Origin of the sequence: Methylobacterium nigriterrae, assembly GCF_037106235.1 — a bacterium.
Lineage (GTDB): Bacteria > Pseudomonadota > Alphaproteobacteria > Rhizobiales > Beijerinckiaceae > Methylobacterium > Methylobacterium nigriterrae.
In genome coordinates, this window is sequence record NZ_JBAWTG010000030.1 from 28121 (window position 1) to 54155 (window position 26035).

The window sequence follows — 26035 nt, forward strand, 5'->3', positions numbered from 1 at the left end:
CGGAAAATCGGACCCGCCGCGCCGGTTCGGCCGTGATGCGACCCGCCTCCGCCTGGTGGGCGCCCGATCTCCACGCCGATCGGCGGCCACGCCTGATCCTGCGCAACCGCATCGCCGCGCGGCTGCGGGCCCATTTCGACGGCCTCGGCTTCGTCGAGGTGGAGGCAGCTGCCCTCCAGGTCTCGCCGGGCAACGAGACGCATCTCTCGGCCTTCGCCACCGAGGCCATCGGCCCGGACGGGGCGCGCCGGCCGCTCTACCTGCACACCTCGCCGGAATTCGCCTGCAAGAAGCTTCTGGCGGCCGGCGAGCCGCGCCTCTTCTGCTTGGCCCGCGTGTTCCGAAACCGCGAGCGCGGTGCTCTCCACCATCCCGAGTTCACGATGCTCGAATGGTACCGGGCGGGCGAGCCCTACGAGATCCTGATGGCCGATTGCGCCGACCTGCTCCGGCTCGCCGCCGAGACCGCCGGCACGGACCGCTTCACGTATCGCGACCGGGCCTGCGACCCGCACGCACCGTTCGAGCGCCTGACCTTGGCGGAAGGCTTCGCGCGGCATGCGGGCATCGACCTTCTGGCGACCGTGGCGGAGGACGGGGCGACCGACCGGCCCGCGCTCGCTGCCGCGGTCGCAGGCGCCGGCCTGCGGGTGGCCGCCGACGATACCTGGGCGGACCTCTTCAGCCGCGTGCTCGTCGCCCGCATCGAGCCGCATCTTGGGCAGGGGCGCCCGACGATCCTGTGCGAGTATCCGGTGAGCGAGGCCGCGCTCGCCCGGCCGAGCCCCCGCGACCCGCGCGTGGCCGAGCGCTTCGAGCTCTACGCCTGCGGGGTCGAGCTCGCCAACGCCTTCGGTGAGCTGACGGATGCGGGCGAGCAGCGCCGCCGCTTCGAGGCCGAGATGGCCGAGCGCCTGCGCATCTATGGCGAGGCCTACCCGATCGACGAGGACTTTCTCGATGCCCTCGCCGCAATGCCGGACGCGAGCGGCATCGCGCTCGGATTCGACCGCCTCGTGATGCTGGCCTGCGGCGCTGCCCGGATCGACGACGTGATCTGGACGCCGGTTGCGGGAGGCGCGCGATGAGCCCTCCGCTCCGCAACCCGGTCGACCTCGTGGCCTCCGGCCTCGTCGAGCCCGAGGATCTGCCGGCCTTGGTGGCAGTCGCCGCCCGCTACGCCGTCTCAGTGACGCCCGACATGGCCGAACTAATCGAGCGCGACGACCCGCTCGACCCGATCGCCCGCCAGTTCGTGCCGCGCACCGAGGAGCTGGAGACGCGCTCCGAGGAACTGGCGGACCCGATCGGCGACGCCGCGCATGCGCCGCTGCCCGGGATCGTCCACCGCTATCCCGATCGGGTGCTCCTCAAGCCGCTCCATATCTGCCCGGTCTACTGCCGCTTCTGTTTCCGGCGCGAGGTGGTCGGGCCCGACGGACTCGGGGCCTTGAGCGAGGCCGAACTCGCGGCGGCGCTCGGCTACATCGCCGCGCATGACGAGATCTGGGAGGTGGTGCTGACGGGCGGCGACCCGTTTGCCCTGTCGCCGCGGCGCCTGCGCGCCATCGCGGAGGTACTCGCCCGGATCGCGCATGTCCGTGTGCTGCGCGTCCACACGCGCGTGCCCCTCGTGAGCCCGGCCCAGATCGGGGACGACCTCGTCCGGGCCTTGAAGGCCTTCGGGCGCGCCGTCTTCGTGGCGCTCCACGCCAACCACCCCCGCGAGTTCACGCCGGCCGCCGTGGCGGCGATCGCCCGCCTGGTCGATGCCGGCATCCCGCTGGTGAGCCAGTCGGTGCTGCTGCGCGGGGTGAACGACGACGCGGCGACGCTCGAGCGGCTGATGCGCGCCTTCGTGGAGAACCGCGTCAAGCCCTACTACCTCCACCACGGCGACCTCGCTCCGGGCACGTCGCATCTGCGCACGAGCCTGCCGGACGGACAGGCCCTGATGCGGGACCTGCGCGGCCGTCTCTCCGGCCTCGCCCAGCCGACCTATGTCCTCGACATCCCGGGCGGCCACGGCAAGGTACCGGTGGGGCCGGACTACCTGCGGGAGGGCGCCGACGGGACCGTCGTCACCGATCCGTCGGGGATCGAGCACGCCTACCCGCCGAAGAATAACCGGCAATCTTGAGGCAGATCGCAGCCGGCCAGATTACTTTTGCTTGACTTCGCTTTACTGGATGCCATCTCGTACGCTTCTCGACCGAGCGGCCGGCCTTAAGGTTTTGCTAAAGCCGTCCGGCGGCGGCGGGCGTATCGCCTGAGACCATCAGCGCCGGTGTCAGAGCCATCCCACGCATCCCATCGGCTCGCGCCCGCCGAGCCGGTCAGCCCAGCGTCCCGACGGTCATCACGCCTGCGCAAGCATGGAGCAGGATCATGAACGACGACATGATGCGCCGCGTTTCCGCGGAGTTCTTCGGCACCTTCTGGCTCACCTTCGGCGGCTGCGGCGCGGCCGTCCTCTCGGCCGCCTATCCCGAACTCGGCATCGGCTTCCTCGGCGTTGCCTTCGCGTTCGGGCTCACCGTGCTCACCATGGCCTACGCGGTTGGCCATATCTCGGGCGGGCATTTCAACCCCGCCGTCACCCTGGGGCTATGGTCGGCGGGTCGATGCGCCAATCACCATGTCCTGCCCTATGTCGTCAGTCAGGTGGTGGGCGCCGTCGTGGCCGCGGGCGTGCTCTTCGTCATCGCCTCCGGCAAGGCCGGCTGGGTGCCGAACGGCTTCGCCTCGAACGGGTACGGCGACCTCAGCCCCGGCAAGTATGGGGTCGTCTCCTGCGTGATCACCGAGGTCCTGGCGACGTTCTTCTTCCTGTTCATCATCATCGGGACGACCTCGAAGGGCGCTGCGGTGGGATTTGCCGGCATCCCCATCGGCTTCGCCCTGGTGCTGATCCACCTGATCTCGATCCCGGTCACCAACACGTCGGTCAACCCGGCCCGATCGACCGGACCGGCCCTGTTCGCGGGCGGCGCCTACATCGCGCAGCTCTGGCTGTTCTGGCTGGCGCCGATCGCGGGCGCGATCCTGGCGGGTTTCGCGGCGCGCTGGCTGTACGAGCCCGTCGACATCGTCGACACCGTGGTGGTGGAGAAGCAGGCCGTCGCGTGAGAAATCGCGTCGCGGGTTGCTCCGGGGCGCGGGCCGGGTAGGACTGGGCCCGAACCCGGCGCCCGGTTCCCGCGACAATCCCCGTCCGCGACCCTGGTGCCGCGGACGGAGGACCGTGACCATGCGCAGGCTCTGGGGCCGGGCGAATTCCATCAACGTGCAGAAGGTGCTGTGGGGCCTGGACGAGCTCGGCCTCCCCTACGAGCGGATCGAGGCCGGGGGCGCGCACGGCGTCGTCGGGGATGCAGCCTATCGGGCCATGAACCCCAACGGACTCGTGCCGACCCTGCAGGAGGATGCGTTCGTGCTCTGGGAGTCGAACGCGATCCTGCGCTACCTCGCGCGGCGCAACGGAGGTCCCCTCGCCCTGCCGGAGGACGCCCACGAGCGGGCCTGGATCGACCAGTGGCTCGACTGGCAGGCGACGAGCTTCACGCCGGCCATGCGCGACGCCTTCTGGCAGCGGATCCGGGTCGAGGAGACCCGGCGCGACGAGGCCGCCATCGCGGCTTCGCTGTCCGCGACGGAGCGGCACGCCGAGACGCTCGACCGCCACCTGCACGACCGCGGCTTCGTGGTCGGCACGCGCTTCAGCATCGCCGACCTCGCGCTCGGCTGCGCCGCCCATCGCTGGCTGCACCTGCCCCTGCCCCGGATCCGGCGGCCCGCGCTGGAGCGCTGGTACGCGGCGATCGCCGCCCGGCCGGCCGCGGCCTGCGTGATGCGCCAGGCGCTGAGCTGAGGACGCCGTCCGTTGCCCGTCATGCCGCGCCTTGTCGGGCGCGGCTCGCGACACACCTTGGCTGAGACCCGGACGGGTCCAGTTCCAGCGGAGCCCCAGCATGCCCATCGACGCCACCCTGCGGGACGCGCTCTCAGCCGTGTCAACGGCGAGCCTCGGGCGGGTACTCGCCCGGCGCGGCCTCACGGCCTGCGCGCTGCGCGGGCTGCGTGCGCACTCGGGATCGCGCGGCGCGGTCGGACCGGCCCACACGCTGCGGCTGATCCGCGCCCGCGGCGAGGCGGGGCTATCGCTCAGCCAGACCCTCGACGGGGTGCCGGAAGGCGCCGTCGTGGTGGCGGATGCCGGCGGCGCAGGCGAGACCCTGCCCTTCGGTGCGGTACTCGCCGTCCGCCTCGCCCAGCGCGGCGCGGCCGGTCTCATCACCGATGCCGCCTGTCCGCCTGGGACAGGCCTCCCGGTGTGGTCCGGCCAGCCCGAAGGCGCGGGCGCCGGGAGCGGGCTCGTGCTCGTCGGCGCCGGGGAGCCGATCGCTTGCGGGGGCGGCGCGGTCCATCCGGGCGACATCGTGGTGGGCGATGCCGAGGGCGTCGTGGCGATCCCGGCCGCCATCGCCGAGGCGGTGGCGCTCGAGGCGGTCGAGCAGCAGCGCCTCGATCTCTGGATTCAGCGCGAGGTCGAGAAGGGCGCGAGCCTCGAGGGCCTACTGCCGCCGGATGCGGCGGCGCTCGCCCGGTTCGAGGCCGAGACCAAGCCGGCCTAACGGCGTCCTCCCCGCTCCGAGGCGCCGTCCGCTCCATGTTCTTCCCGCTCTCGAAGGTGATCTTCTTCCTGATCACCCCGTCGAACCTGCTGATCCTGCTCGGGCTCGCCGGCTGCCTCCTCGTCGCGATGAAGCGCGGGCGCCGGATCGGCCTCGGGCTCGCCTGGCTGGGGCTCGGCGGGCTACTCGTCGGCGGCCTCTCGCCCCTCCCCTACCTGTCGCTGGCGCCGCTCGAGGAGCGTTTCCCGAAATTCACCGAGGACGGAGCGCCGATCGCCGGCATCATCGTGCTCGGGGGCGGGATCGAATCGGGGCTCTCGCAGGATCGCCAGCAGATCGTCGTCAACGATGCCGGCGAGCGGCCGATCTACCTGGCCGACCTTGGTCGCCGCTACCCGGATGCGCGCCTCGTCTTCTCGGGCGGCAGCGGCAGCCTGCGCGACCCGACCGCCGAGGCCGACATCGTCGGCCGGATGAGCGACACGCTCGGCCTGCCCCGCACGCGGCTGATCCTCGAGAACCGCTCGCGCAACACCCGCGAGAACGCGACGTTCACGGCTGGCCTCGTCAAGCCCCAGCCGAACCAGCGCTGGCTGCTCGTCACCTCCGCCTGGCACATGCCCCGCTCGATCGGCTGCTTCCGGCAGGCGGGCTTCAACGTCACGGCCTATCCGGTCGATTACCGCACGCGCGGCTACAAGGACGTCGCGCGATTCTCGAATTTCGCCTCGGACGGCCTGCTGCAGCTCGACCTTGCCGGCAAGGAATGGGTCGGGCTCGCGGCCTACCGGCTCGCCGGCTACTCGGACGCCTTGTTCCCGGCCCCCTCGCCTGCACCGCCCTCGGGCAGCGCGAGCCGATAGATTCCGCGGAAATCGTCCGGGTCGGGCACGGGCCGGCCCTTGCGCAGGATCGCGACCTGCCCGGCCTTGGTGAGCCGCACCGCGACCCGCCGCACCGGCTGCATCAGGGGGCCCCAGCCGTCCGGGTGCGGCCCGCCGAGGGCGCGCGCCACTTCGGACGGGCAGACCGTCTTGCCCGCGCCGCGCTCGGCGACGAGGCGCAGCAGCGTCTCGGCGATCTCGGCCTCGCTCGTCCGGGCCGGCTTCGCGTCGATCATGGTGTCTCGTCCTTCACGGCATCGACATCGTCCGTCAGCAGCGCGCCGCGGATCTCGGACACGAATTGGCGCCGCCACATCACCAGCACCACCGCTGTCGTCGTCAGCATCAGGATGAGCGGGCTCACGAACCAGCCGAGATAGGCGAGCGCGAAGAAGAAGGCCCGCTGCCCGCGCGCGAAGTGGCTGCCGGCGGCGATGTTCATGGCGGCGGCGCGCCGCGCGGCGCGCTGCATCTCGGCCTCGGACACGCCGCTCCCCTTCGGCGGGACCGCGCCGATCAGGATGGCACCGTAGTTGAACAGCCGGTAGGCCCAGGCGAACTTGAAGAAGGCGTAGACGAAGACGACCGCGAGCCCCGCCACCTTGATCTCCCAGGTCGCCCGGGTCGTGACGGCTCCGAAGGGCAGCGTGCCGAACAGGGTCAGCACCTCGTCGCCCGAGCGCGAGAGCGTGAGTACGCCGCCGAGCGCGATCAGCGAGGTCGAGGCGAAGAAGGCCGTGCCGTTCTGCAGCGAGGCGTTGATGGTGGTGTCCACCACCCGATTCTCGCGCACGAGCATCTGCCGCGCCCAGACCTCGCGCTGGCCGTTCATGATCTGGCTGAGGCTCACGAGCCTGCCGCGCATGCGCCCGACCGAGAGGCCGTAGCCGATCCAGGCGACGACGAAGAAGATCAGGGCCGCGAGATCGCGATGCGAGAAGGCCGTGTCCGTGGTGAGGCTGGTCATGCGATGCGGTGTCGGGCTGAGGGGCGCCGCTCGCTAGCCCGGCGGGGTGTCCCCTGTCGAGGGGCGCGACGCGGCCGAGGGGCCGGGAGGGCGGATGCGGGCCGCCTCAGGTTCCGCGGATCTCGAAAGCCGGGAAGGTCTCGGGTCCGGGCCGGTCCGTCACCGCGACGGCCTCGACCCGCGCCCCGCGCGGCCCCGCCTCGCAGGCCTTCAGCATGACGCTCACCGCCTCGGCCGGCCCCGAGAAGGTGGCGGCGACCGCCCCGTCGTCGCGGTTGCGCACGTGGCCCGTCAGCCCGTGCAGCTGTGCCTGGTGCTGCGTCCAGGCGCGGTAGCCGACGCCCTGGACGCGGCCGGTGATCACGGCGTCGACGGTTCTGGTCTCGCTCAAGCGCGGCTCCCGGGTTGCGCGGGCCCCGCGGGGGAGCCCGGCTCTGGCGGCCGGTGAGGTACCACGCGAGCGCACCGAAGAGAACGTCGTCGAGAGAATGCCGTCCGCGCGGCTCACCCGGCGGAGGGCGCCCCGGTCAGGCCGTCGCCAGGGCCCGCAGGCGCGTCCGGCGGGAGCGCCAGATGGTAAAGCCCGAGGCGAACAGGAGGAGCGGCGCGAAGCCGGCCGCGAACGCGAGGAGGCGCCCGGGCAGGCCGGCCACGGATCCGTTGTGCAGCCAGATCTGAAGCGTCTGGTAGCGGGTCCCGTTCGACATCGCGCTCCAGCTCCGGTCCTCGACGATGCGCCCGGTCCAGGGATCGAGCCACAGCACCCCGTCGCTGCGGAAGGCAGGGTCGGCGCGTGGGGGCGCCAGGAAGACGCGCCAGGTGTTGCGGCTGCCGGAGGGCGGGTTGAGGCGGGAGACCGCCGCCTTGGGATAGGCCGCCCGGACGGCCGCCAGGATCGCGTCCGCACCGAGGCGCGGGGCGTCCGAGGCGGGCAGGCTCGGCGAGGGCAGGGTCGCGACCGGCGAGAACAGTCCGACCACCGGCCGCATCAGACCGGGAAAGACGTGGCCGGTCCCCGTCACGGCGACGACGACGAGCACGGCGCAGGCCCAGAAGCCCGCGGCTCCGTGGAGATCGAGCCAGAACCGCTGGCGCGATACGCCGCGCCGCAGGGTGACGGAGCGCCGGAACCGGCCCGGCTTCGGCCACCACAGCCAGAGGCCGCTCAAAGCTGACAGCAGCAGCCCGATCCCGACCACGCCCACCGCCTCCTTGCCCCACCAGTCGCGCAGCAGCAGCGTGTAGTGCAGCCGGTAGACGAGGTGGGCGAAAGCAGTTCCCGTATCCCGCCGGCCGAGCACGCGGCCGTCCGACGGGTCGATCATCGTCGTCCAGAGCCGCCCGTCGGGGTGCGCGTGAACGATCACCCAGACCGGCCAGACGCCGTCCGGCGTCGCGATCTGGCTCACGGGCTCGCGGTCGACCTGCACGGCGGCGCGCAGCGCCTCCGACAACCCGATCCGCCGGTCCGGCGAGGCCGGCCGGTAGAGGGTCGGGTTCAGCGCCGCGTCGATCTCCCGGTAGAAGACGTTGAGGCTTCCCGTCAGCCCGATCAGCACCAGCAGCGCGCCCCCGCCGAGGCCGATCCAGCGGTGCAGGCGCTTCCAGACCGCGCGGAGCCCTCCCCGCAGCGATTCCCGCCCCGTCACCGGCCCGCTCCCGCCCGCGAATCCGCGTCGGCGCGCGCGATCCGCCATCGAATCAACGGGTGATTGCTGATCAGGGATCTCACTTCAACCATGCATATTTGCATCTTTTGAAACGTTTCTAAAGATGAAGCAAAATAGAAATACAGCTTCTATCAGGACTAAGTTGGTGAAATAAATGAATTCCGTCAAGACTTTGAAATTTATAGTTGTATCATGCAAAAATTGGACGATGTTCACCGCGCGGCGTGCGTCGCGTTGCTGTGGCTTGCCGCCTTTTGCTCGGCCGCCGGGGCCGCGCCGGGCGTCGAAGGTCCGGCGCAGACATCCGTGACGCTGGAAGAGCTCGACGTGACCGCGAGCCCGCTCGCCGCCGTCCGCGTCCCGGCGGCGGCGCGCGTCTATGCCGGCAGCCGCGGCGAGGCGACCCGGGCGGATCTCGAGGCCGCCGGCGCGCAGACCATCATGGACGCGCTGCGCCTGATCCCGGGCGTGCAGACGCCGGTCCCGAACGGGCCCGCCAGCGGCGACTTCGCGCAGAGCGTCGGCATCCGCGGGCTCGCCTCGCGGCTCGGCGGCTACGCCACCGTCCTCCTCGACGGCGTGCCACTCTCCAGCGCGCCCTACCTGCAGCCCGAACTCTCCCTGGCGCCGGTCTCGTTCGGCATGCTGGAGCGGATCGACGTGATCAAGGGTGGCGCGGCCGTGCGCTACGGGCCGCAGAACGTCGGCGGCGTCATCAACTACGTCACGTGGCCGATCCCGAAGGAATTCGGCGGGCAGGTGCGGCTGCGGGGCAATCTCAATGGCTCGGACCAGGCCGGCGGATTCCTCAACGGCCAGTCGGACATCTTGATCGGCGGCTCGAACAGCGAGGGCAGCGGGCTCGCGCTGCTCTACTCGGGCAACCACGGCCCCTCCTTCCGGCCGCGGTCGAACCAGGACATCGACGACGTGATGCTCAAGTACCGCGTCCAGCTGACGCCGGAGAGCTACGTCGACGGGCGCGTGCACGGCTACAACGCCTCGGCTGAGCTGCCTGGCCCCCTCGACCAGGCGGCCTACCGGCGCAACCCCTACGGCTCGACCAACGCGTACCAATCCTACGACGGCAGCCGGATCGAGGGCGTGGCCCGCTATGTCAACGAGTTCGATGGCACCAAGTACTTCGAGGCGACCGTCTTCGATCTCAGCAGCCACCGCACCTTCGCGCTCTCGAACCGGAACCGCGACAGCCTCGCCACGCAGTTCGACATCACGCCGCGGAACTACAACACGTTCGGCGTCGAGCCGCGCTTCAGCGTCCGCTCGGACCTGTTCGGCATCCTGCAGGAGACCTCGATCGGCTACCGCTACGTCCGCGAGGATGCGGACGAACGACGGCTGCGGCGCAGCTTCCGCGCCGGCTCCGACCCGTTCCTGTTCAGGCCCGTGCCCAACCGAGATTCGGTCGGCTCGACCGACGCGCACGCATTTTACCTCGACGACGAGCTGACCTTCGGCGCGCTGACGGTGACGCCGGGCATCCGCGTCGAGGATGTCACGATCGGGCGGGCCAACAACCTGAACGGCTTCCGGGCGGAGGAGCACTACACCGTGCCGCTGCCCTCGCTGCGCGTCGGCTACGCGGCGAGCCCCGACCTGTTCCTCTACGGCAATGTCGGGCGCTCGTTCGGCTCGCTCAACTTCACGCAACTCCCGCTCAGCCGCAGCGATCAGAAGCTCGCCCCCGAGATCGCCACGACGGCGGAGATCGGCGCCCGCGCAACGCTCGGCGGCCTCACCGCCGAGATCGCCTGGTACCGCCTGAGCTTCGACAACCAGATCGAGTTCGACGCGATCCGCAGCGACTTCGTCAATGTCGGGCGCACGCTCCATCGCGGCGTCGAGACGGGCCTGCGCTACGATTTCGCCAGCCTCGACCCGGCGCTCTCGGTCTTCGGCGCCTACGTCACCTACGCCTATACCCGCGCGACGATCCAGGACGGAGCCTTCGCGGGCAACGACCTGCGCCTCTACTCCCGTCACACGGGGACGGTCGGGGCGAGCTACGCCGCCGGCCCCTGGAGCTTCGACTGGTTCGGCTACGCGCAGTCGGACCAGTTCGCCGACGAGGCCAACACCGCGATCCCTTCCGCGGACGGGCGCTTCGGCCGCATCCCCGGATGGGTGATCTGGAACGCGCGCACCAGCTACGCGGTCACGCCCGAATCCCGCCTCAGCCTCGGTGTCGCGAACGTCTTCGACAGGCGCACCTTCACCCGCGCCAGCGCGGAGGACAATGGCGGGATCTTCGCGGGCCCGCCGCGCACCCTGTACGTGGAGCTGCGCACGCGCTTCTGACGGGGTGCGGCGGATCAGCCCGGTCCGCGCAGCCACGCGCGCATTTCCCGGCGGTAGGCGGCGGGCAGTTGCGCCGCCTCGCCGGCCCGCAGCACCGCCTCGAGGTAGCCAGGCCGGGGCACACCCGGCGCGGTCGAGCGGCCGAGATAGATCAGCGCCCGCTTGACGCCGCCCTCGGTCGCGATCGGCTGCGACGCCTTGGCGTAGAGGCCGCCCGCGACGCCCTCGTAGCGGTCGAGGGCGGGGATGTCGGCCAGCGCGAGGTCCCAGACCACGCCCCAGACGGTGCGGGCCGGGTCCCGCACCACCGAGGCGTAGCCCTCCCGCATCACGATGAAGCGGTGCCGGTTGAGCCGCCCCTGCCCCACCAGCCGCGAGGCGGGGCAGCGCAGCGCCATCGCTGCGGCGTCCATGTTGGCGCCGTAGGCGAAGTAGAGCGGCAAGGGGCCGCCCTGTCCCTCAGGCGAATTCCAGGATCACGGCGTCGACCGCGAGGCTATCGCCCTCCTTGGCGTGGATCTTGGAGACCGTGGCGTCGCGCTCGGCGCGGAGCACGTTCTCCATCTTCATCGCCTCGACGATGGCGAGCGGCTCGCCGGTCTTCACCTCCTGGCCCTCCGCCACCATGATCTGCTTCACGAGGCCCGGCATCGGGCAGAGCACCTGCTTGCCGGATCCCGCCTGCTCCTTGACGGGCATGAGCGCGGCGAGCTCCGCCTCCCGCTTGGTGAAGACCCGGGCTTCGGCCGCCGCGCCCGCGTGCTGGAGCGCCACGCCGTTCAGGAGGCCGCGCACCTGGATCGCTACCCGTTGCGAGCCGATCGTGCCCGTCCAGACCGGCTGGCCGGGACGCCAGTCGCTCGCCACGGTGAGCGCCGTGCCATCGGCCTCGGTGACGACGAGGTCCCCGAGCTCGGAATCGACCGTGACCGGATAGGCTTCGCCGGCCAGGATCACGATGCGGTCGCGCTGGAAATGCAGGAGGCTCGGATCGCGCATCTGGCCCGAGATGCCGCGCTTGCGCTGGTTGAGCTTGTGATCGATCGCCGCCGCCGCCGCCGCCATCCGGCGGGCAATCTCGCCCCTGGGCTCCGGGGCGACGAACCCCTCCGGGAATTCCTCCGCGATGAAGCCGGTCGACAGGCGCCCCTCGCGCCAGCGCGGATGCGCCATGAGTGCGGCCAGGAAGGGGATGTTGTGCCGGATGCCGTCGATCGCGAAGGCGTCGAGGGCCTCGGCCTGCGCCTCGATCGCCTCGGACCGCGTCGGCGCCCAGGTGACGAGCTTGGCGATCATCGGGTCGTAGTGGATCGCGATCTCGCCGCCCTCCTCCACGCCCGTGTCGTTGCGCACGATCGCGGTGCCCTGGCGGCCTTCCTCCGGCGGCTGGTAGGTGGTGAGGCGCCCGATCGAGGGCAGGAAGTTGCGGGTCGGGTCCTCGGCGTAGACGCGGCTCTCCACCGCCCAGCCGTCGAGCTTCACGTCGGCCTGCGTCAGGGGCAGATTCTCCCCGGCCGCGACCCGGATCATCAGCTCGACGAGGTCGAGCCCGGTGATCATCTCGGTGACCGGGTGCTCCACCTGAAGGCGGGTGTTCATCTCGAGGAAGTAGAAGGACTTGTCCTGGCCCGCCACGAACTCGACGGTGCCGGCCGAATCGTAGTTCACGGCACGCGCCAGCGAGACGGCCTGCTCGCCCATCTTGCGCCGGGTCGCCTCGTCGAGGAGCGGCGAGGGAGCCTCCTCGATCACCTTCTGGTTGCGGCGTTGGATCGAGCACTCGCGCTCGCCGAGATAGACGACGTTGCCGTGCTTGTCGCCGATCACCTGGATCTCGATGTGGCGCGGATCGGTGATGAACTTCTCCACGAACACCCGGTCGTCGCCGAAGGACGAGGCGGCCTCCGACTTTGCCCGCGCGAAGCCCTCCGCCACCTCCGCCGCCGAGTGGGCGATGCGCATGCCCTTGCCGCCGCCGCCGGCGGACGCCTTGATCATCACGGGATAGCCGATCTCGTCGGCGATCTTGACGGCGTGGTCCGGCGACTCGATCACGCCGAGGTATCCGGGCACCGTCGAGACCTTCGCGGCGGAGGCCGCCTTCTTCGACTCGATCTTGTCGCCCATCGCGGCGATCGCGCCGGGGTTCGGGCCGATGAAGACGATGCCGGCCTCGGCGAGCGCCTTCGGGAAGGCCTCGCGCTCGGAGAGGAAGCCGTAGCCCGGATGCACGGCCTGGGCGCCGGTCCGCTTGCAGGCGTCGATGATCCGGTCGATCAGGAGATAGGACTGCGCGGCCGGTGCCGGGCCGATATGCACGGCCTCGTCCGCCATGGCGACGTGCACCGCGTCCCGATCCGCGTCCGAGTAGACCGCGACCGTCTTGATGCCCATGCGCCGGGCCGTCTTGATTATGCGGCAGGCGATCTCGCCGCGGTTCGCGATCAGGATTTTCTCGAACATTGAATACCGCATTCACTTTGGACGTGGTGCGGCCGCGAGGCGCGCACTCAAGCTTCGCCCCCGTTAAAGCACTTGCGCGCGTTCTGGAAGGTGACCTTGGTCGGGGCCGAGCCGGTTTTGTGCCGGCAAGGTTTTCGCGGGCGCCCCGGGAGTTGAGAGTTCAGGCGGCGCGGACCTGAACGGTGTCCACTTGGCGCGGCTTCGCCTCACCGGGCAGGTTCATGACCCAGTCCGCCACGACGCGGTCGCGTCCATCCGCCTTCGCTGCATAGAGCGCCCTGTCGGCCCGCTGCAGGAGCGCATCCATCGGATCCGTCGCGCGGTCGGCTCCGGCCTGAGCAGCGGCGAGCGCGAGACCGACGCTGACGCTGACGCGGCGCCCGTCGTCGAAGCCCGGATGGACGAGGGAGAGGTCGGCGACCGCCGTCCGGATGCGTTCGCCGAGCGTCCAAAGGCTCGCAGCGTCGGCCGCGGGCAGGATAGCGATGAACTCCTCGCCGCCGTAGCGGCCGGCGAAAGCCCCCGGCGGCATGGCCGCCTGGATCGCCGCCGCCACGGCGATCAGGCAGCGGTCGCCCGCCGTGTGGCCGGCGCTGTCGTTGAAGCGCTTGAAATGGTCGATGTCGAGGAGGGCACCGCCGACCTGCCCGCCGGTCTTCGCTTGCTCCGCCCAGGCTTCGGCGAGGCGCGCTTCGACGGCTCGCCGATTGGCGAGCCCGGTCAGCCCGTCCGTGGCGGCCAGGACGGCGAGCCGGGCATTGGCGACGGCGAGCTCGTCGGCCTGGAGCCGGGTCCGCAGGCTCAGGACGAAGGCGTGCTCCAGCACGACATTCATCACATGGCGCGCGGGCACGAGGCACCCGATCACGAAGGTGAAGAAGATGGTCAGGAGGACCGGCACCTTCCTCTCGACGTCGGGGTTCATCAGCCCGAAGCCGAGATAGAGGGCGACCACGACCGCCGCTCCGGCAATCGACCAGGCCCGGCTCAGCGGAAAGACGATGGTCGCGGTCGCGGTCGCGAACAGGCCCGCGGTCAGATAGCGCTCGTGGATGGCTCCTCCGCCCGCGGCCCCGAGCACTTCGGCGACGATCATCATCACGGCGACCGTGATGAGCAGGCTGACGCCCTCGATCCAGGCTGCCCGCGGCCGCGACCACAGCCAGATCAGCGAGCCGTAGACGATCGGGATGAAGATCGCCCGCATCATCACCGAGACCCCGATGAGGGCAGGCTGCATGACGTAGTCGAGCGAGCAGGTCACGATGCCGAAGATTGTGACCCAGATCAGCCAGAAGCGGATCGTCCGGCTTCGCTGCCGCCAACTCGCGGCACGGTAGATCTCGCGGAGCCGGCCGGTGAGGCGGATATCCCGGATGCGGCCCGCCAGCGTGCGCTCGATCTCGGTGAGAAGCGCGATGCGGCCGGCATCGTCGAGGGCATCGATCATCGCATAGCGCATCGAGGGGGTGCCCGCGCGGCCGCGGGCCCTGCCCGTCCCGGGCGCATGCTGACCGTCCATTCCGGAATTCGCCGTCATGTCGGGAAGTTAGCGCCCCGACCCCAGCATTTCGTTAAGACGAATACAGAAATGGAGATATATTACTGCTCTTTTTGCGAATTTTTGGCGATCAGATTTGTCGAATTGTGTTCAATGAGCTCTCCAATCGCGAGATCGGCAACTGCTTCTGCGCTCAAGCAGCTTTCCTGAGGCCATGGGCGGCCTGCGCGTCGACCGTCTTGCGATTGGCCACGAGTGCGAAGGCGACCAGCGACTCGTCGCAGGTCTGCGCCTCGCGGACGATCTCGAAGGCGATGCGCGCGCCGGTCGCGGTCGGGCCGCGGCCGTTCCCGATCGAGGCGGCGAGCCAGCGCGCGACCTCGCGGTCGATTGTTCCGGAAGGCCGCTCGCCCCACACGGCGAAATCGACGGTCGCGGCCACGAGGAAATCCGCGAAGGCGGCGTCGGCCTGGCCGACCGCCCGATCGAGGGCGATCAGCATGTCGGCCTCGTCGCGCGACGTGATCCCCTCGGGCAGGAGATCGCGCCCGAGGATCCTGACGTCGGCAGCGGTGATGCGGCCGGCGCCGACGACACGGTCACAGAAGTTCTGCATAGAAGAGTTGATCATGTCTTGATGCCTCCCCGGCCTTTGTTTGTGCCGGTCTTTGTCCCTGTGCGTATTCGACTATGCGGGACGGCATCGACTGCACGGTTAACGGCCAAATCTGAACTGGCGTTCAGGTTAAAGCCCGCTCACGAAGCAGCGTTTCGAGATTCTTGCGGTCCGGAGCCCGAAGGGGGCATCAGCGCACGATCACCCGCGCGCCGACGGGCACGCGGTTGAACAGATCCACGACGTCGATGTTGCGCAGGCGGATGCAGCCCGAAGACACCGCTTGCCCGATCTTCTCGGGCTCGTTGGTGCCGTGGATGCGGTAGAGCGTGTCGCGGCCTCGGTCCGACAGGTAGAGGGCGCGGGCGCCGAGCGGGTTTGCGGGCCCGCCCTCCATCGCGTGGACGTGCGGCCAGCGCCGCACCATCTCGGCGGGCGGATTCCAGGCCGGCCATTCCGCCTTGCGGGCGACGGTGGCGGTGCCGGTCCAGCCATAGGCCTCGTCGCCCACGGTGACGCCGTAGCGGAGCGCCTTGCCGCCGGGCTCGACGAGGTAGAGCTGGCGCGCCTTGGTGTCGACTACGACGGTGCCCGGCGCCTCCCTGGTCGGGTCGTCCACAAGGTAGCGCGCGAAATGCGGGTCGAATTCGGCCTCCGGCACCAGCGCCATGAAGGCCGCGTCCCGTGACGAGAGGGTCGGATCGGGTACGGACTTGTAGCTGCAGCCTGTCACGGCGACGGCCAGGAGACCACCGACGAGGGCGGCGCGCACGGAATTCGAGAGTGGCATGGCGGTGCGAAGTCCCGGCCCCGATCTCGCGTTTAGGGTGGACAGGGCCTTGCGCAGCTTAAGGGCGGAGCGCAGACCTCCGTAGCCCGGAAGCACGATCCCGTGGCACATTTGCCGTGCTTGTTGCGCGGGCGCGACAGAGCGGTCCACCGAAGGATCGCCGCCGGGAGGACGATCGTGAGCACCCTGTATGTCAGCCACCCCTCGGCGCTCGACCACGACACGCTTCCGGGCCATCCCGAATGCCCGGACCGGATTCGCGCGATCGAGTGCGCGCTCGAGGCCGAGCGCTTCGCGAGCCTCGTGCGGGGCTCGGCCCCGAAGGCCGATCCGCGGGCCGCGACCCTCGCGCACCCGGCGGCTTACGTGGAGGCGATCATCGAGGCTGCGCCGCAGGATGGCTACGTCCAGATCGACGGCGACACGCTGATGTCGCCCGGCACCCTGGAGGCCGCCCTGCGGGCTGTCGGCGGCGCCGTGCACGCGGTCGACGCCGTGATGCGAAGGGAGTGCGCCAACGCCTTCGTGGCCATGCGCCCGCCCGGCCACCACGCCGAGCGCACGCGCGCCATGGGCTTCTGCCTGTTCAATCACGCTGCGATCGCCGCGCGCCACGCGCGCACGGCGCACGGGGCCGAGCGCGTCGCCCTGGTCGACTGGGACGTGCATCACGGCAACGGCAGCCAGGACATCTTCTGGGACGACGGGAGCGTGATGTACGCCTCGACGCACCAGATGCCGCTCTTTCCCGGCAGCGGCGCGGCCTCCGAGCGAGGCGGCAAGGACACGGTCGTCAACGTGCCGCTGCACGCGAACGACGACGGCGCCGTGTTCCGCGAGGCCTTCGAGATCGGCATCCTGCCGCGCCTCGAAGCCTTCCGGCCCGACGTGATCATCGTCTCGGCGGGCTTCGACGCGCACCGCCTCGACCCGCTCGCCAACCTGCGGCTCGAAGCGGCGGATTTCGGCTGGGCCACCCGCAAGCTGATGGATCTCGCCGACCGCCACGCGGGAGGACGGCTAATCTCGGTGCTCGAAGGCGGCTACAGCCTGGAGGGCCTCGCCCGCTCGGTGGCCGAGCATGTCGATGCGCTGATGGGGCGGTGACGGGGCGCCCTCCAACGGGATCCGAACAGGACGTTCGGCCCCCGCCTCACCCATCCATCGGCTCGTCCCCGAGCATCTCGATGCCGAAGCCGGAGAGGCCGACATAGGCGCGCGACGAGGTCGAGAGGTTGCGGATCGAGACCACGCCGAGGTCGCGCAGGATCTGGGCGCCGAGGCCGACCTCGCGCCACTGCCGCACGCGCTGCGCCTCCGTGCCCTCCTCCTCGGCGAAGCGCGAGAGGGGGACGCCCGCGGTGCCGTCGCGCAGGTAGACGAGGATGCCGCGGCCCTCCTTGGCGAAGCGGGCCATCACGCTCTCGATCTGCTTTCCGCCCTCGATCACGTCCGCCACCACGTTCGAGCGGTGGAGGCGCACGAGCACGTCGCGCCCGTCGCCGATGCGCCCGTGCACGAAGGCGAATTGCTGGATGGTCTCGAAGGGCGTCGTGTAGGCGTAGCCCGTCAACTCGCCGAACTCGGTCCTGACCGGGAAATGGCCGACCCGCTCGACGAGCTTGTCGCGCGCCTGCCGGTAGGCGATCAGGTCCGCCACCGAGACGCGCTTCAGCCCGTGGTTCTCCGCGAAGGCGTCGATCTGCGGCCCCTTCATCACGGTGCCGTCGTCGTTGGCGAGTTCGCAGATCACGCCCACGGGCGGGAGGCTCGCGAGCTTGCAGAGATCGACCGCGGCCTCGGTGTGGCCGGAGCGCATCAGCACGCCGCCGTCCTTGGCGATGAGCGGGAAGACGTGGCCCGGCCGCACGAAATCCGAGGCGCCCATGTTGCCGTTGGCGAGCGCCCGCACGGTGTTGCAGCGCTGCTCGGCCGAGATGCCGGTGGTGAGACCGTGCTTGACGTCGACCGTCACCGTGAAGGCGGTGCCGAGCGGCGCGTCGTTCGAGGCGACCATTGGATCGAGGCGCAGGCGCCGCGCCTCCCCCAGCGTGATCGGCGCGCAGACGATGCCGCAGGTGTTGCGGATGATGAAGGCCATCTTCTCCGGCGTGCAGAGGGAGGCGGCGACGACGAGGTCGCCCTCGTTCTCGCGGTCGTCGTCGTCGGTGACGACCACGATCTCGCCGCGGGCAAAGGCCTCGACGGCCTCGGTGACGCTGGTATGGGGCACGGGGTCAGGTCTCTTCGAAGGGCTGAGGCGCGGCGGGGTCAGGCGCGGGTCCCGACCTGCCCCCGATGGCGCAGATAGTGATCGGCCAGCACGCAGGCCATCATGGCCTCGGCCACCGGCACCGCCCGGATGCCGACGCAGGGGTCGTGGCGGCCCTTGGTGATCACGTCGACGTCGCAGTTGTCCCGGCTCACCGAGCGGCGCGGCGTCAGGATCGAGGAGGTCGGCTTCACGGCGAAGCGGCAGACGACGGGCTGGCCCGACGAGATGCCGCCCAGGATCCCGCCCGCGTGGTTGGCGAGGAAGACCGGGGTACCGTCGTTGCTCGCCCGCATCTCGTCCGCGTTCTCCTCGCCGCGCAGCGCCGCCGAGGCGAAGCCGTCGCCGATCTCGACGCCCTTGACCGCGTTGATCGACATCATGGCTGCGGCGAGGTCCGCGTCGAGCTTGCCGTAGACCGGCGCACCGAGGCCCGGCGGCACGCCCTCGGCCACCACCTCGATCACGGCCCCCACGGACGAGCCGTCCTTGCGGATGCCGTCGAGATAGGTCGCGTAATCGGCCGCCGCTCGTGCATCCGGGCAGAAGAACGGGTTGCGGGCGACCTCCTCCCAGTCCCAGTTCGCCCGGTCGATCGCGTGCGGGCCCATCTGGACGAGGGCCGCGCGAATGATCAAGCCGGCCGGCAGGACCTTGCGGGCGATGGCGCCTGCCGCGACGCGGGCCGCCGTCTCGCGCGCCGAGGAGCGCCCGCCGCCGCGGTAGTCGCGGATGCCGTACTTGGCGTCGTAGGTGTAGTCGGCATGGCCCGGCCGGTAGGTGTCGCGGATCTCGGAATAGTCCTTCGAGCGCTGGTCGGTGTTCTCGATCATCAGCGCGATCGGCGTGCCGGTGGTGAGTTGGCGCCCGCCCGTGCGGTCGTCGGAGAAGACGCCGGACAGGATCCGCACCGCGTCGGGCTCGCGCCGCTGCGTGGTGAAGCGCGACTGGCCGGGCTTCCGGCGGTCGAGCTCGGCCTGGATCTCCTCGGCCTCGAGCGGCAGCCCGGGCGGGCAGCCGTCGACCACGCAGCCGAGCGCGACCCCGTGGCTCTCGCCGAAGGTGGTGACGCGGAAAAGGTGGCCGAAGCTGTTGTGCGACATGGCCCGCCCGCTCTAGCGCGGGATCGCCCGGCCCACAAATCCGATCCGCCGGCGCGGCGCCGTTTCCGGCTCGCGCTCAGGGGCGGGCCAGCACGCCCCCGGTGATCGGCTCGCGCACGCCGGTGGTCGACGGGAAGGTGATGGGCAGCCCTTTGAGCGAGCGCACCGCGAGGTGGGCGAAGGCCTGCGCCTCCAGATAGGCCGAGGACCAGCCGATCGCGTCGGCGGTCGTGATCTCGGCGCGCAGGTGATAGTTCAGGAGCCGGACGAGTTCGCCGTTGCGGGCCCCGCCCCCGGCCACGATCCAGCGGGTCGGGATCTCGGGGGCATGGTCGAGGGCGCGGGCGACCGCGCGGGCCGTGAAGGCGGTGAGCGTGGCCGCCCCGTCCTCGGTCGAGAGCTGGCCCGCGAGCTTGTGCGAGAACCAGTTCCGGTCGAGCGATTTCGGGGGGCGGCGGACGAAGAACGGGTGGGTCAGGAGCCAGGCCAGCAGCGGCTCGTCGGGCCGGCCGCGCGCGGCGGTGCGCCCGCCGTCGTCGAGGTTCTTGTTCTCCCGCTCCTGCATCCACTCGTCGATGAGGGCGTTGCCGGGGCCGGTATCGAAGGCGATGATGCCGCCCCTCGAATCGATCAAGGTCGCGTTCGCCACGCCCCCGATATTGAGGATGCCGAACGGGCCCAAGAAGCCCGAGGCCTCGGCGAGCGCCTTGTGGAAGATCGGCACCAGCGGCGCGCCCTGCCCGCCCGCGTCGATGTCGGCCCGGCGCAGGTCGGAGACCACGGCGATCCCGAGGCGGCGGGCCAGCGCCTGCCCGTCGCCGATCTGGATGCTGATGCGGTGGTCGGGGCGGTGGATCACGGTCTGGCCGTGGAAGCCGATCACGTCGATGTCGGAGGCAGCGAGGCCGTTCTCGGCGAGGAAGTGCTCAACGGCCTCCGCGTGCGCGTCCGTCACGAACTGCTCGGCGGCTGGAAGCCGGCCCGGACGGTCGCCCGGCGCGATCACGCTCTCGGCGTCCTTGGTCGCCGCCCGCAGGAGCGCCTTCTCCTCCTCCTGGTAGCCGCGATAGCCGGTCGGCCCGAGCGGCTCCAGGAAGTTGTTGTGGCCCTTGACGACCTTGACCCGCTCGCCGTCCGTCTCGATCAGGGCGACGTCGACCCCGTCGAGCGAGGTGCCGCTCATCAGCCCGATCGCGCGCATCATCGTCATGTCGAACCGCCCCCGTGCCTTTCGGTGGGCGCCCTGCTAAGAGCCGGCGCACTGTGTCAAAGCCCAGGAGCTAGCACGCGGGTCCCGACCCTGTCCCGCCCGCTCCTGCCGGCCGAACCCGTCGAGATCGATCGCCGCCATGACAACCCCGACCGAGAGCTTCGCGCCGCGCTCCGATTTCCTGAAGATCCTGACCGAGCGCGGCTACGTCCACCAGGGCTCCGACCTTGCCGGCATCGATGCGGCGGCGCTGGACGGGCGGCTCACCACCTATGTTGGCTACGATTGCACGGCGGCCTCGCTCCATGTCGGCCATCTCCTGTCGATCATGATGCTGCACTGGCTCCAGGCGAGCGGCGGCAAGCCGATCGCGCTGATGGGCGGCGGCACGACTCGGGTCGGCGACCCCTCGGGGCGCGACGAGACCCGCAAGATCCTGACGATCGAGCAGATCGAGGAGAACAAGGAGGGCATCAAGAAGACCTTCGCGCGCTTCCTCGACTTCGGCGAGGGCGGCAGCAAGGCCCTGATGGTCGACAACGCCGAGTGGCTGACGAGATTGAACTACATCGAGATGCTGCGCGACATCGGCCGGCATTTCTCGGTCAACCGCATGATGTCGATGGACAGCGTGCGCCTGCGGCTCGAACGCGACCAGGAACTCTCGTTCCTGGAGTTCAACTACATGATCCTGCAATCCTACGACTTCGTGGAGCTGAACCGGCGCTACGGCTGCATTATGCAGATGGGCGGCTCGGACCAATGGGGCAACATCGTCAACGGCATCGATCTCGGGCGCCGCCTCGGCACGCCGCAGCTCTACGGCCTGACCTGCCCGCTGCTGACCACGGCGTCGGGCGCCAAGATGGGCAAGACCGCCGCCGGCGCCGTCTGGCTCGATGCCGGCATGCTGAGCCCGTACGATTACTGGCAGTTCTGGCGCAACACCGAGGATGCCGACGTCTCCCGCTTCCTGAAGCTGTTCACGCTGCTGCCGATGACCGAGATCGCGCGGCTGGCGAGCCTCGGCGGACAGGAGATCAACGAGGCCAAGAAGGTCCTCGCCACTGAGGCCACCGCGCTGATGCACGGCCGCGAGGCGGCCGAGGCCGCCGCCGAGACGGCCCGCAAGACCTTCGTGGAGGGCACGCTCGCGGCCGACCTGCCGACCGTCACGGTGCCGCGCGCCCTGCTCGCGGCCGGCCTCGGCATCCTCACCGCCTTCGGCCCGGAGCACGCCAAGCTCGTCCCCTCGACGAGCGAGGCGCGGCGCCAGATCAAGAACGGCGGCCTGCGCGTCAACGACGTCCCGGTCGGCGACGAGCGCGCGGTGCTGCGCGAGGCCGACCTCACGGCGGAGGGCGTGATCAAGCTCTCCTTCGGCCGCAAGAAGCACGTCCTGCTGCGGGCGGAGTGAGGGAGCATTCCGAGCGCCGGCGATCCCTCGCCGTCCCGGAACGGGCGCGTGTCGCGCCCTCCATGTCAATGGCTGCGTAAGCCGGCGCCCGGCCGGGGACGCCGCACCCTATCGGTCGCTCGCGGCGTTCCCCGTCAGGCCGTCCGCGAAGGCGTCGTTGCTGCCGCCCGCGCTGAAGAGCTTGCGCAGGAAGCCGGGGGCGACCGCCGAGAGCGGGTTCACGCTGACGTCGGGCGAGCCGAGCTTGCCGGCGACGCGGAAATTGACCGCGAACAGGCCCTCGTTGTGGCCGCCCGCCAGCAGCGGGCCGAACAGCGGCACCTGGGCCACCACGTTGTTGAGGCCGTAGAGCGGCACGAAGGTGCCGGTGATGTCCGTTCGCTCCTTGCCCGCGTCGAGGTAGCCGCTCAGCGTGAAGCCCATCACGGCGTTCGAGATCGCCGCGTCGGTGAAGTCGACGCGGCTGCCATTGCGCACGAAGTTCGCGCGCATCCGGTCGAACGTCACCTCGCTCGCCTGGCCCTGGACCGTGCGCCTGCGACCGCGGGAATCGACCACCTCGCTGCTCGCCGGACCCTGCGCCATGATGCTCGACAGGGCCGGCTCGTTGCGCAGCGTGAAGCTCCGGATCTGGATGACGCCCGATTGCGGACCGTCGTTCATGTAGGTGCTGAGCGCGAGCTTGCCGCCGTACATGCGCTTGTAGATGTCGACGAAGCGCAGCGTCGCGCCGGCATCGAGCGACTCGAGGGCGAGGACCGGGATGCCGCGCTCGCCGCGCGAGATGGTAGCGGTGAAGGGCGAGGCGCGGAAGCGGCCCTGGAAGCTCGCCGCGCGCACCTCCCGGCCCCGCATCGTGAGCTTGAGGCTCGCATTGGTCAGCGCCTCGTCGTTGAAGCCCGTCAGGATGTTGAGGGCGATGTCCGCCTCGATCTCCTTGGAGTTCGCGTCCTTCGCCGGCTTCGCGTCGCTGCCCGAGAGCGAGTGAAGGAACGGTCGCGCGTCGGCCACCGCACCCTTGACGCCAATGCGGTAGCCGGCGCCGCTGCGGTCGAGCATGACCCGCATATCGTCGCCCGGCGAGAGCTTCAGGGTCGAGAGTTCCGCCCGCTCGAAACCGCCATCGGCGTTGAGCGACGCGGATCCGCGCGCCGCCGCCGGCGCGGCGTCGAGGACGATGTCGCGCAGGTCGATGCCGTTGCCCGCGCCGTTGTCGATCAGCGCGAAGCTGAGGCGGCCGGGTTTCCCGGGCGCCTTGGTGAAGCCCGGGAGCAGGCCGTCGATGCCGGCGCGGCCGAGATCGGCCTCGACCTTGATCGGCGTCCTGGCCGGACGCCCGATCGGCACCACCGCCTTTACCGGAATCGTGCCCGTGAGCTGGGGCGCGACCGGCAGGCCCTTGCGGGCGCGCAGCGCCTCGTCGAGGCTCAGGCTGACGAGGGCCTCGCCGGGCGCTCCGGCCTTGGGCTGGCGCAGGTCGATCCCGACGGGCGAGCCCACGATCCTGCCGTCGCCCTTCAGGGTGAAGCCAGACCTGTCGTACGAGACCGCGAACTTGCCCGATTCGAGCTTCTCCTTGCCGAAAGCCTTGTCCACCGTGAGGTCAGTCAGCGAGCCGCCGAGCGTGACAGGCAGGTCCGGCAGGTCGGGGATGTGCTTGAGGTTCAGCGGGAAATCGATGCGCAGGTCCGCATTGCCCCGGATCGCGGCGGGGTCGAGATCGGCGCTGACGAGGCTCCTGAACATCTTGGTCTGGAGCAGCGCGGCCAGGGCATCGGCCCCGCCACCAAGACGCAGCCCAATCTGGGCGACCACCTTGTCGGGCGTGATCTCGGGAATCACGAATGTGCCGTCCGAGATAGCGAGGCTGCGCCCGTCCGGCATCCGGATGTCGGCGGTGACGCCGCGGATCGTCGTGGTGCGCCCGGTGATCACGCCGCCGACCCGGCCATGCGTGAGCGGCGGCGCGTCATTTGAGACGGCGAGCGTCGCGTCCGAGACCGCGAAGGTGATGTGCACCGCGTTGTCGGGCATCGGATCGCCCTTCGTGGCGGCGGCGAGCTCGGCCGCCGACATGTCGACCGTGATGTCCACGGAATCGACCCGGCCGCCGCGCAATTCGTCCACGAGGTAGTTCCGGGCCGGGGGCGCGATGTGCTCGGGCCAGAGCCGCAGGGCGGTGCGCGCATCGGTGTTGGCGGCGGTCACGTGGAGCGTCAGACCGTCATCGTCGCCGGTGGTCCCGATCGTGCCGGTGATCCGCCCGCCGAGGCCCTCGCCCGCGATGCTGAGATCGTCGATGGCGATGCCGCCGGCACGGCCCGTGAGGCGGGCGTCGATCGTCGCGATCTTCACCGGCTGGTCGCCGGCGCTCGCGCCCCTCAAAATCGCGTCGCGGCCGGAGAGCGTGGCCGTCCAGGCAGTGTCGGCCCCAGCCGGGCTCTCGGTCCAGGCGCCGGTGAGATGCACGGCGTTGCCCGCCCCCAGATAGTCGAGAGCGTCGAGATTCATCACACGGGCACGCTCGTCCCAGCTCGCGCTCGCCCGCAGGCTCTCGATCGTGACCGGATTGAAGTCCTTCTCCTCGATGAGGAAGTTTCCGTCGCTCGTATGAAGGGTGGCCTTCATGCCCTCGATCCGCCCGGCGTCGAGGGCGACGTCGGCCTTGGCCGACAGCTTCAGGTCCGTGGTGATCGGAAGCTTCGACTGGCCCGAGAGAAGCAGCAGGTCGGTCACCGGCAGGTCGTCGAGCGTGATGATGCCGGTGCGGCGCGTGCCGCCGGCCTCGCGCAGGTTGCCGCCGAAGCGCCACTCGCCGTGCGGGCCGTCGATGCGCAGCTCGAAGACGCGCGCGTCCTGCGTCGGGTCGCGCCCGAACAGGCCGTTCACGCGCTCGAACACGGCGCGCTGGCGCGCGTCGTCGTCGATCAGCGTCAGCCGGGCATTGGTGAGCCGGGCCCGGTCGAGGGCGCCGATCACGCCCGCCGAATCGAGCACGACGCCGAAGATCGAGGCGACCGAGGCCGAGAGCGGCGAGACGTTGCCGCGGGCCGGGTCGACGCTCGGCAGGGTGTGCGGCTTGATGTCGCCCGGGTGGGCCGGCTCGGAGGCCGCGAAGGCGATCGAGCCGTCCCGGTGGACGAGGGCCGTCATCTGCAAGTCGCGGAACTCGATCGATCGCGGCTGCACCGCGAGACGCAGCAGGCCCCAAGTATCGAGGCTGACGACCGCGAGCGGCGCACGCACCACGAGGGCACCCTGCGGATTGCGGACGTCGAGCCCGGCGACGCGCAGGGCCAGCGAGTGCTCGCTGTCGAGCTCGACCGCGCTGTCGCGCAGGGAGACGTGCCAGCCCGGCCCGATTCGGTCGGCGATTGCCGAGGCGACGCGCTCGGAGAGGCCGTCGACCCGCAGCGGGCCGGAGGCGAGCCTCAGCACCCCGATGCCGAGTCCCAGGCCGAGCAGGAATACCAGCGAGAGCGCCGTCCAGAGGCAGATGCCGGTCCAGCGACGGGCCGGCGGCTTCATGCGAAGTCCCTGGTCCGTTTCCTCAACCATTCGAACCTTGACCGCTGGATCGGCGCGACCTCCCGTCCTAAAGCGAGGGTCGTCCGGGCTACGTCGGCACCTGTCGGCGTGTCGCGCGGATGGCGTTCCTCACCGCATACCAGCAATCGGCCGAAAGGAAGGCATGATGCCCCTCGATACCGGCGATCAGGCGCCCGATTTCGAATTGCCCGGTGCGGGCGGCGAGGCAATCGCCCTGTCGGGCCTGAAGGGTCACAAGGTCGTGCTCTACTTCTACCCGAAGGACGACACGAGCGGCTGCACCCTCGAGGCGCAGGGCTTCAACGCCCTGCAGGACGCCTTCGCGGCGGCGGATGCCCGGGTGATCGGGGTCTCGCCGGACTCGGTGAAGAGCCACGACAAGTTCCGGGCGAAGTACGGCCTCACCGTCCCGCTCGCCTCGGACGAAGCCAAGGGCATGCTCGAAGTCTACGGGGTCTGGGTCGAGAAGAGCATGTACGGCCGGAAATACATGGGCGTCGAGCGCACCACGATGCTCCTCGACCGCGACGGCCGCATCGCCCGGGTCTGGCCCAAGGTGAAGGTGCCGGGCCATGCCGAGGATGTTCTGGAAGCGGCCCGCGCATTGCCGTGACGCGGCGGCCGCAGCCGCGCGGGCGCT

23 protein-coding genes are annotated in these 26035 nt (G+C 70.4%); 10 read left to right on the top strand and 13 right to left on the bottom strand.

Annotated features, from left to right (window positions below; translation table 11 throughout):
* Positions 1 to 35: 35 nt before the first annotated feature.
* The 6 genes from epmA (at position 36) to WDW90_RS16950 (ending at position 5497) form a co-directional block, all read left to right on the top strand.
* Positions 36 to 1088, top strand: coding sequence for an EF-P lysine aminoacylase EpmA (gene epmA / locus WDW90_RS16925; RefSeq protein ID WP_336488575.1), 1053 nt, complete (start codon positions 36 to 38; stop codon positions 1086 to 1088).
* Positions 1085 to 2140: a lysine-2,3-aminomutase-like protein gene (locus WDW90_RS16930; RefSeq protein WP_336488576.1), complete on the top strand. Its 1056-nt coding sequence runs from the start codon at positions 1085 to 1087 to the stop codon at positions 2138 to 2140. Before epmA ends, WDW90_RS16930 begins: the two co-directional genes overlap by 4 nt.
* A gap of 248 nt (positions 2141 to 2388) precedes the next feature.
* Positions 2389 to 3129 (top strand): aquaporin Z, encoded by a 741-nt coding sequence (aqpZ, locus tag WDW90_RS16935; RefSeq protein ID WP_336488577.1) that lies wholly within the window; start codon positions 2389 to 2391, stop codon positions 3127 to 3129.
* Between the two features lie 121 nt (positions 3130 to 3250).
* On the top strand, positions 3251 to 3871 hold the full coding sequence (locus tag WDW90_RS16940) for a glutathione S-transferase family protein (RefSeq protein WP_336488609.1): 621 nt from the start codon (positions 3251 to 3253) through the stop codon (positions 3869 to 3871).
* A 100-nt stretch (positions 3872 to 3971) separates the two neighbouring features.
* Positions 3972 to 4634, top strand: coding sequence for an RraA family protein (locus WDW90_RS16945; RefSeq protein WP_336488578.1), 663 nt, complete (start codon positions 3972 to 3974; stop codon positions 4632 to 4634).
* Between the two features lie 35 nt (positions 4635 to 4669).
* Positions 4670 to 5497 carry a YdcF family protein gene (locus WDW90_RS16950; protein WP_336488579.1) on the top strand — a complete coding sequence of 276 codons (828 nt, stop codon included), beginning with the start codon at positions 4670 to 4672 and terminating at the stop codon, positions 5495 to 5497.
* On the opposite strand, the gene WDW90_RS16955 is transcribed toward WDW90_RS16950, so the two are convergent.
* The 4 genes from WDW90_RS16955 to WDW90_RS16970 all read right to left on the bottom strand — a co-directional run bounded on the left by WDW90_RS16955 (position 5434) and on the right by WDW90_RS16970 (position 8134).
* On the bottom strand, positions 5434 to 5754 hold the full coding sequence (locus tag WDW90_RS16955; RefSeq protein ID WP_336488580.1) for a DUF3253 domain-containing protein: 321 nt from the start codon (positions 5752 to 5754) through the stop codon (positions 5434 to 5436). The two genes, WDW90_RS16950 and WDW90_RS16955, sit on opposite strands and share 64 nt — an antisense overlap.
* Positions 5751 to 6485 (bottom strand): DUF599 domain-containing protein, encoded by a 735-nt coding sequence (locus tag WDW90_RS16960; protein ID WP_336488581.1) that lies wholly within the window; start codon positions 6483 to 6485, stop codon positions 5751 to 5753. Before WDW90_RS16960 ends, WDW90_RS16955 begins: the two co-directional genes overlap by 4 nt.
* 106 nt (positions 6486 to 6591) lie before the next feature.
* Complete coding sequence (locus WDW90_RS16965; protein WP_336488582.1) at positions 6592 to 6876, bottom strand: acylphosphatase; 285 nt, start codon at positions 6874 to 6876, stop codon at positions 6592 to 6594.
* A 136-nt stretch (positions 6877 to 7012) separates the two neighbouring features.
* Positions 7013 to 8134 (bottom strand): PepSY-associated TM helix domain-containing protein, encoded by a 1122-nt coding sequence (locus WDW90_RS16970; protein WP_336488583.1) that lies wholly within the window; start codon positions 8132 to 8134, stop codon positions 7013 to 7015.
* 327 nt (positions 8135 to 8461) lie between these two features.
* On the opposite strand from WDW90_RS16970, the gene WDW90_RS16975 reads away from it, so the two are divergent.
* Positions 8462 to 10474: a TonB-dependent receptor family protein gene (locus tag WDW90_RS16975; RefSeq protein ID WP_336488584.1), complete on the top strand. Its 2013-nt coding sequence runs from the start codon at positions 8462 to 8464 to the stop codon at positions 10472 to 10474.
* A 14-nt stretch (positions 10475 to 10488) separates the two neighbouring features.
* Here the strand turns inward: WDW90_RS16975 and WDW90_RS16980 are convergent, their stop codons facing one another.
* The 5 genes from WDW90_RS16980 to WDW90_RS17000 all read right to left on the bottom strand — a co-directional run bounded on the left by WDW90_RS16980 (position 10489) and on the right by WDW90_RS17000 (position 15844).
* Complete coding sequence (locus tag WDW90_RS16980) at positions 10489 to 10917, bottom strand: gamma-glutamylcyclotransferase family protein (RefSeq protein WP_336488585.1); 429 nt, start codon at positions 10915 to 10917, stop codon at positions 10489 to 10491.
* A gap of 16 nt (positions 10918 to 10933) precedes the next feature.
* On the bottom strand, positions 10934 to 12937 hold the full coding sequence (locus WDW90_RS16985; protein WP_336488586.1) for an acetyl-CoA carboxylase biotin carboxylase subunit: 2004 nt from the start codon (positions 12935 to 12937) through the stop codon (positions 10934 to 10936).
* A gap of 160 nt (positions 12938 to 13097) precedes the next feature.
* Positions 13098 to 14459, bottom strand: a complete 1362-nt coding sequence (locus WDW90_RS16990) for a GGDEF domain-containing protein (RefSeq protein WP_336488587.1) — start codon at positions 14457 to 14459, stop codon at positions 13098 to 13100.
* Positions 14460 to 14631: 172 nt separating this feature from the next.
* On the bottom strand, positions 14632 to 15069 hold the full coding sequence (locus WDW90_RS16995) for a hypothetical protein (RefSeq protein WP_336488588.1): 438 nt from the start codon (positions 15067 to 15069) through the stop codon (positions 14632 to 14634).
* Positions 15070 to 15244: 175 nt separating this feature from the next.
* Positions 15245 to 15844, bottom strand: coding sequence for a L,D-transpeptidase (locus WDW90_RS17000; RefSeq protein WP_336488590.1), 600 nt, complete (start codon positions 15842 to 15844; stop codon positions 15245 to 15247).
* A 177-nt stretch (positions 15845 to 16021) separates the two neighbouring features.
* On the opposite strand from WDW90_RS17000, the gene WDW90_RS17005 reads away from it, so the two are divergent.
* A complete protein-coding gene (locus WDW90_RS17005; protein ID WP_336488591.1) occupies positions 16022 to 16951 on the top strand; it encodes a histone deacetylase family protein in 930 nt (309 codons plus the stop codon).
* Between the two features lie 46 nt (positions 16952 to 16997).
* On the opposite strand, the gene ribB is transcribed toward WDW90_RS17005, so the two are convergent.
* From ribB to WDW90_RS17020, 3 genes are all read right to left on the bottom strand, one after another.
* A complete protein-coding gene (gene ribB, locus WDW90_RS17010; RefSeq protein WP_336488592.1) occupies positions 16998 to 18077 on the bottom strand; it encodes a 3,4-dihydroxy-2-butanone-4-phosphate synthase in 1080 nt (359 codons plus the stop codon).
* Positions 18078 to 18115: 38 nt separating this feature from the next.
* Positions 18116 to 19219, bottom strand: coding sequence for a chorismate synthase (aroC, locus tag WDW90_RS17015; protein WP_336488593.1), 1104 nt, complete (start codon positions 19217 to 19219; stop codon positions 18116 to 18118).
* Positions 19220 to 19295: 76 nt separating this feature from the next.
* Positions 19296 to 20429 (bottom strand): anhydro-N-acetylmuramic acid kinase, encoded by a 1134-nt coding sequence (locus WDW90_RS17020; RefSeq protein WP_336488594.1) that lies wholly within the window; start codon positions 20427 to 20429, stop codon positions 19296 to 19298.
* A gap of 139 nt (positions 20430 to 20568) precedes the next feature.
* Here WDW90_RS17020 and tyrS point away from each other — a divergent pair, with 139 nt between their 5' ends.
* Positions 20569 to 21846 (top strand): tyrosine--tRNA ligase, encoded by a 1278-nt coding sequence (gene tyrS, locus WDW90_RS17025; RefSeq protein ID WP_336488595.1) that lies wholly within the window; start codon positions 20569 to 20571, stop codon positions 21844 to 21846.
* Positions 21847 to 21954: 108 nt separating this feature from the next.
* On the opposite strand, the gene WDW90_RS17030 is transcribed toward tyrS, so the two are convergent.
* The gene (locus tag WDW90_RS17030; protein ID WP_431311058.1) at positions 21955 to 25404 is read right to left on the bottom strand and encodes a YhdP family protein; all 3450 of its coding nucleotides are present in this window, start codon (positions 25402 to 25404) and stop codon (positions 21955 to 21957) included.
* Positions 25405 to 25540: 136 nt separating this feature from the next.
* Here WDW90_RS17030 and WDW90_RS17035 point away from each other — a divergent pair, with 136 nt between their 5' ends.
* A complete protein-coding gene (locus WDW90_RS17035) occupies positions 25541 to 26008 on the top strand; it encodes a peroxiredoxin (protein ID WP_336488611.1) in 468 nt (155 codons plus the stop codon).
* Positions 26009 to 26035: the final 27 nt, after the last annotated feature.

Coding starts and splice junctions, on each gene's coding strand:
- epmA (WP_336488575.1), top strand. CDS start 36: ATGCGACCCGCCTCCGCCTGGTGGGCGCCCGATCTCCACGCCGATCGG.
- WDW90_RS16930 (WP_336488576.1), top strand. CDS start 1,085: ATGAGCCCTCCGCTCCGCAACCCGGTCGACCTCGTGGCCTCCGGCCTC.
- aqpZ (WP_336488577.1), top strand. CDS start 2,389: ATGAACGACGACATGATGCGCCGCGTTTCCGCGGAGTTCTTCGGCACC.
- WDW90_RS16940 (WP_336488609.1), top strand. CDS start 3,251: ATGCGCAGGCTCTGGGGCCGGGCGAATTCCATCAACGTGCAGAAGGTG.
- WDW90_RS16945 (WP_336488578.1), top strand. CDS start 3,972: ATGCCCATCGACGCCACCCTGCGGGACGCGCTCTCAGCCGTGTCAACG.
- WDW90_RS16950 (WP_336488579.1), top strand. CDS start 4,670: ATGTTCTTCCCGCTCTCGAAGGTGATCTTCTTCCTGATCACCCCGTCG.
- WDW90_RS16955 (WP_336488580.1), bottom strand. CDS start 5,754: ATGATCGACGCGAAGCCGGCCCGGACGAGCGAGGCCGAGATCGCCGAG.
- WDW90_RS16960 (WP_336488581.1), bottom strand. CDS start 6,485: ATGACCAGCCTCACCACGGACACGGCCTTCTCGCATCGCGATCTCGCG.
- WDW90_RS16985 (WP_336488586.1), bottom strand. CDS start 12,937: ATGTTCGAGAAAATCCTGATCGCGAACCGCGGCGAGATCGCCTGCCGC.
- WDW90_RS16990 (WP_336488587.1), bottom strand. CDS start 14,459: ATGGACGGTCAGCATGCGCCCGGGACGGGCAGGGCCCGCGGCCGCGCG.
- WDW90_RS16995 (WP_336488588.1), bottom strand. CDS start 15,069: ATGATCAACTCTTCTATGCAGAACTTCTGTGACCGTGTCGTCGGCGCC.
- WDW90_RS17000 (WP_336488590.1), bottom strand. CDS start 15,844: ATGCCACTCTCGAATTCCGTGCGCGCCGCCCTCGTCGGTGGTCTCCTG.
- aroC (WP_336488593.1), bottom strand. CDS start 19,219: ATGTCGCACAACAGCTTCGGCCACCTTTTCCGCGTCACCACCTTCGGC.
- WDW90_RS17020 (WP_336488594.1), bottom strand. CDS start 20,429: ATGACGATGATGCGCGCGATCGGGCTGATGAGCGGCACCTCGCTCGAC.
- tyrS (WP_336488595.1), top strand. CDS start 20,569: ATGACAACCCCGACCGAGAGCTTCGCGCCGCGCTCCGATTTCCTGAAG.
- WDW90_RS17030 (WP_431311058.1), bottom strand. CDS start 25,404: ATGGTTGAGGAAACGGACCAGGGACTTCGCATGAAGCCGCCGGCCCGT.
- WDW90_RS17035 (WP_336488611.1), top strand. CDS start 25,541: ATGCCCCTCGATACCGGCGATCAGGCGCCCGATTTCGAATTGCCCGGT.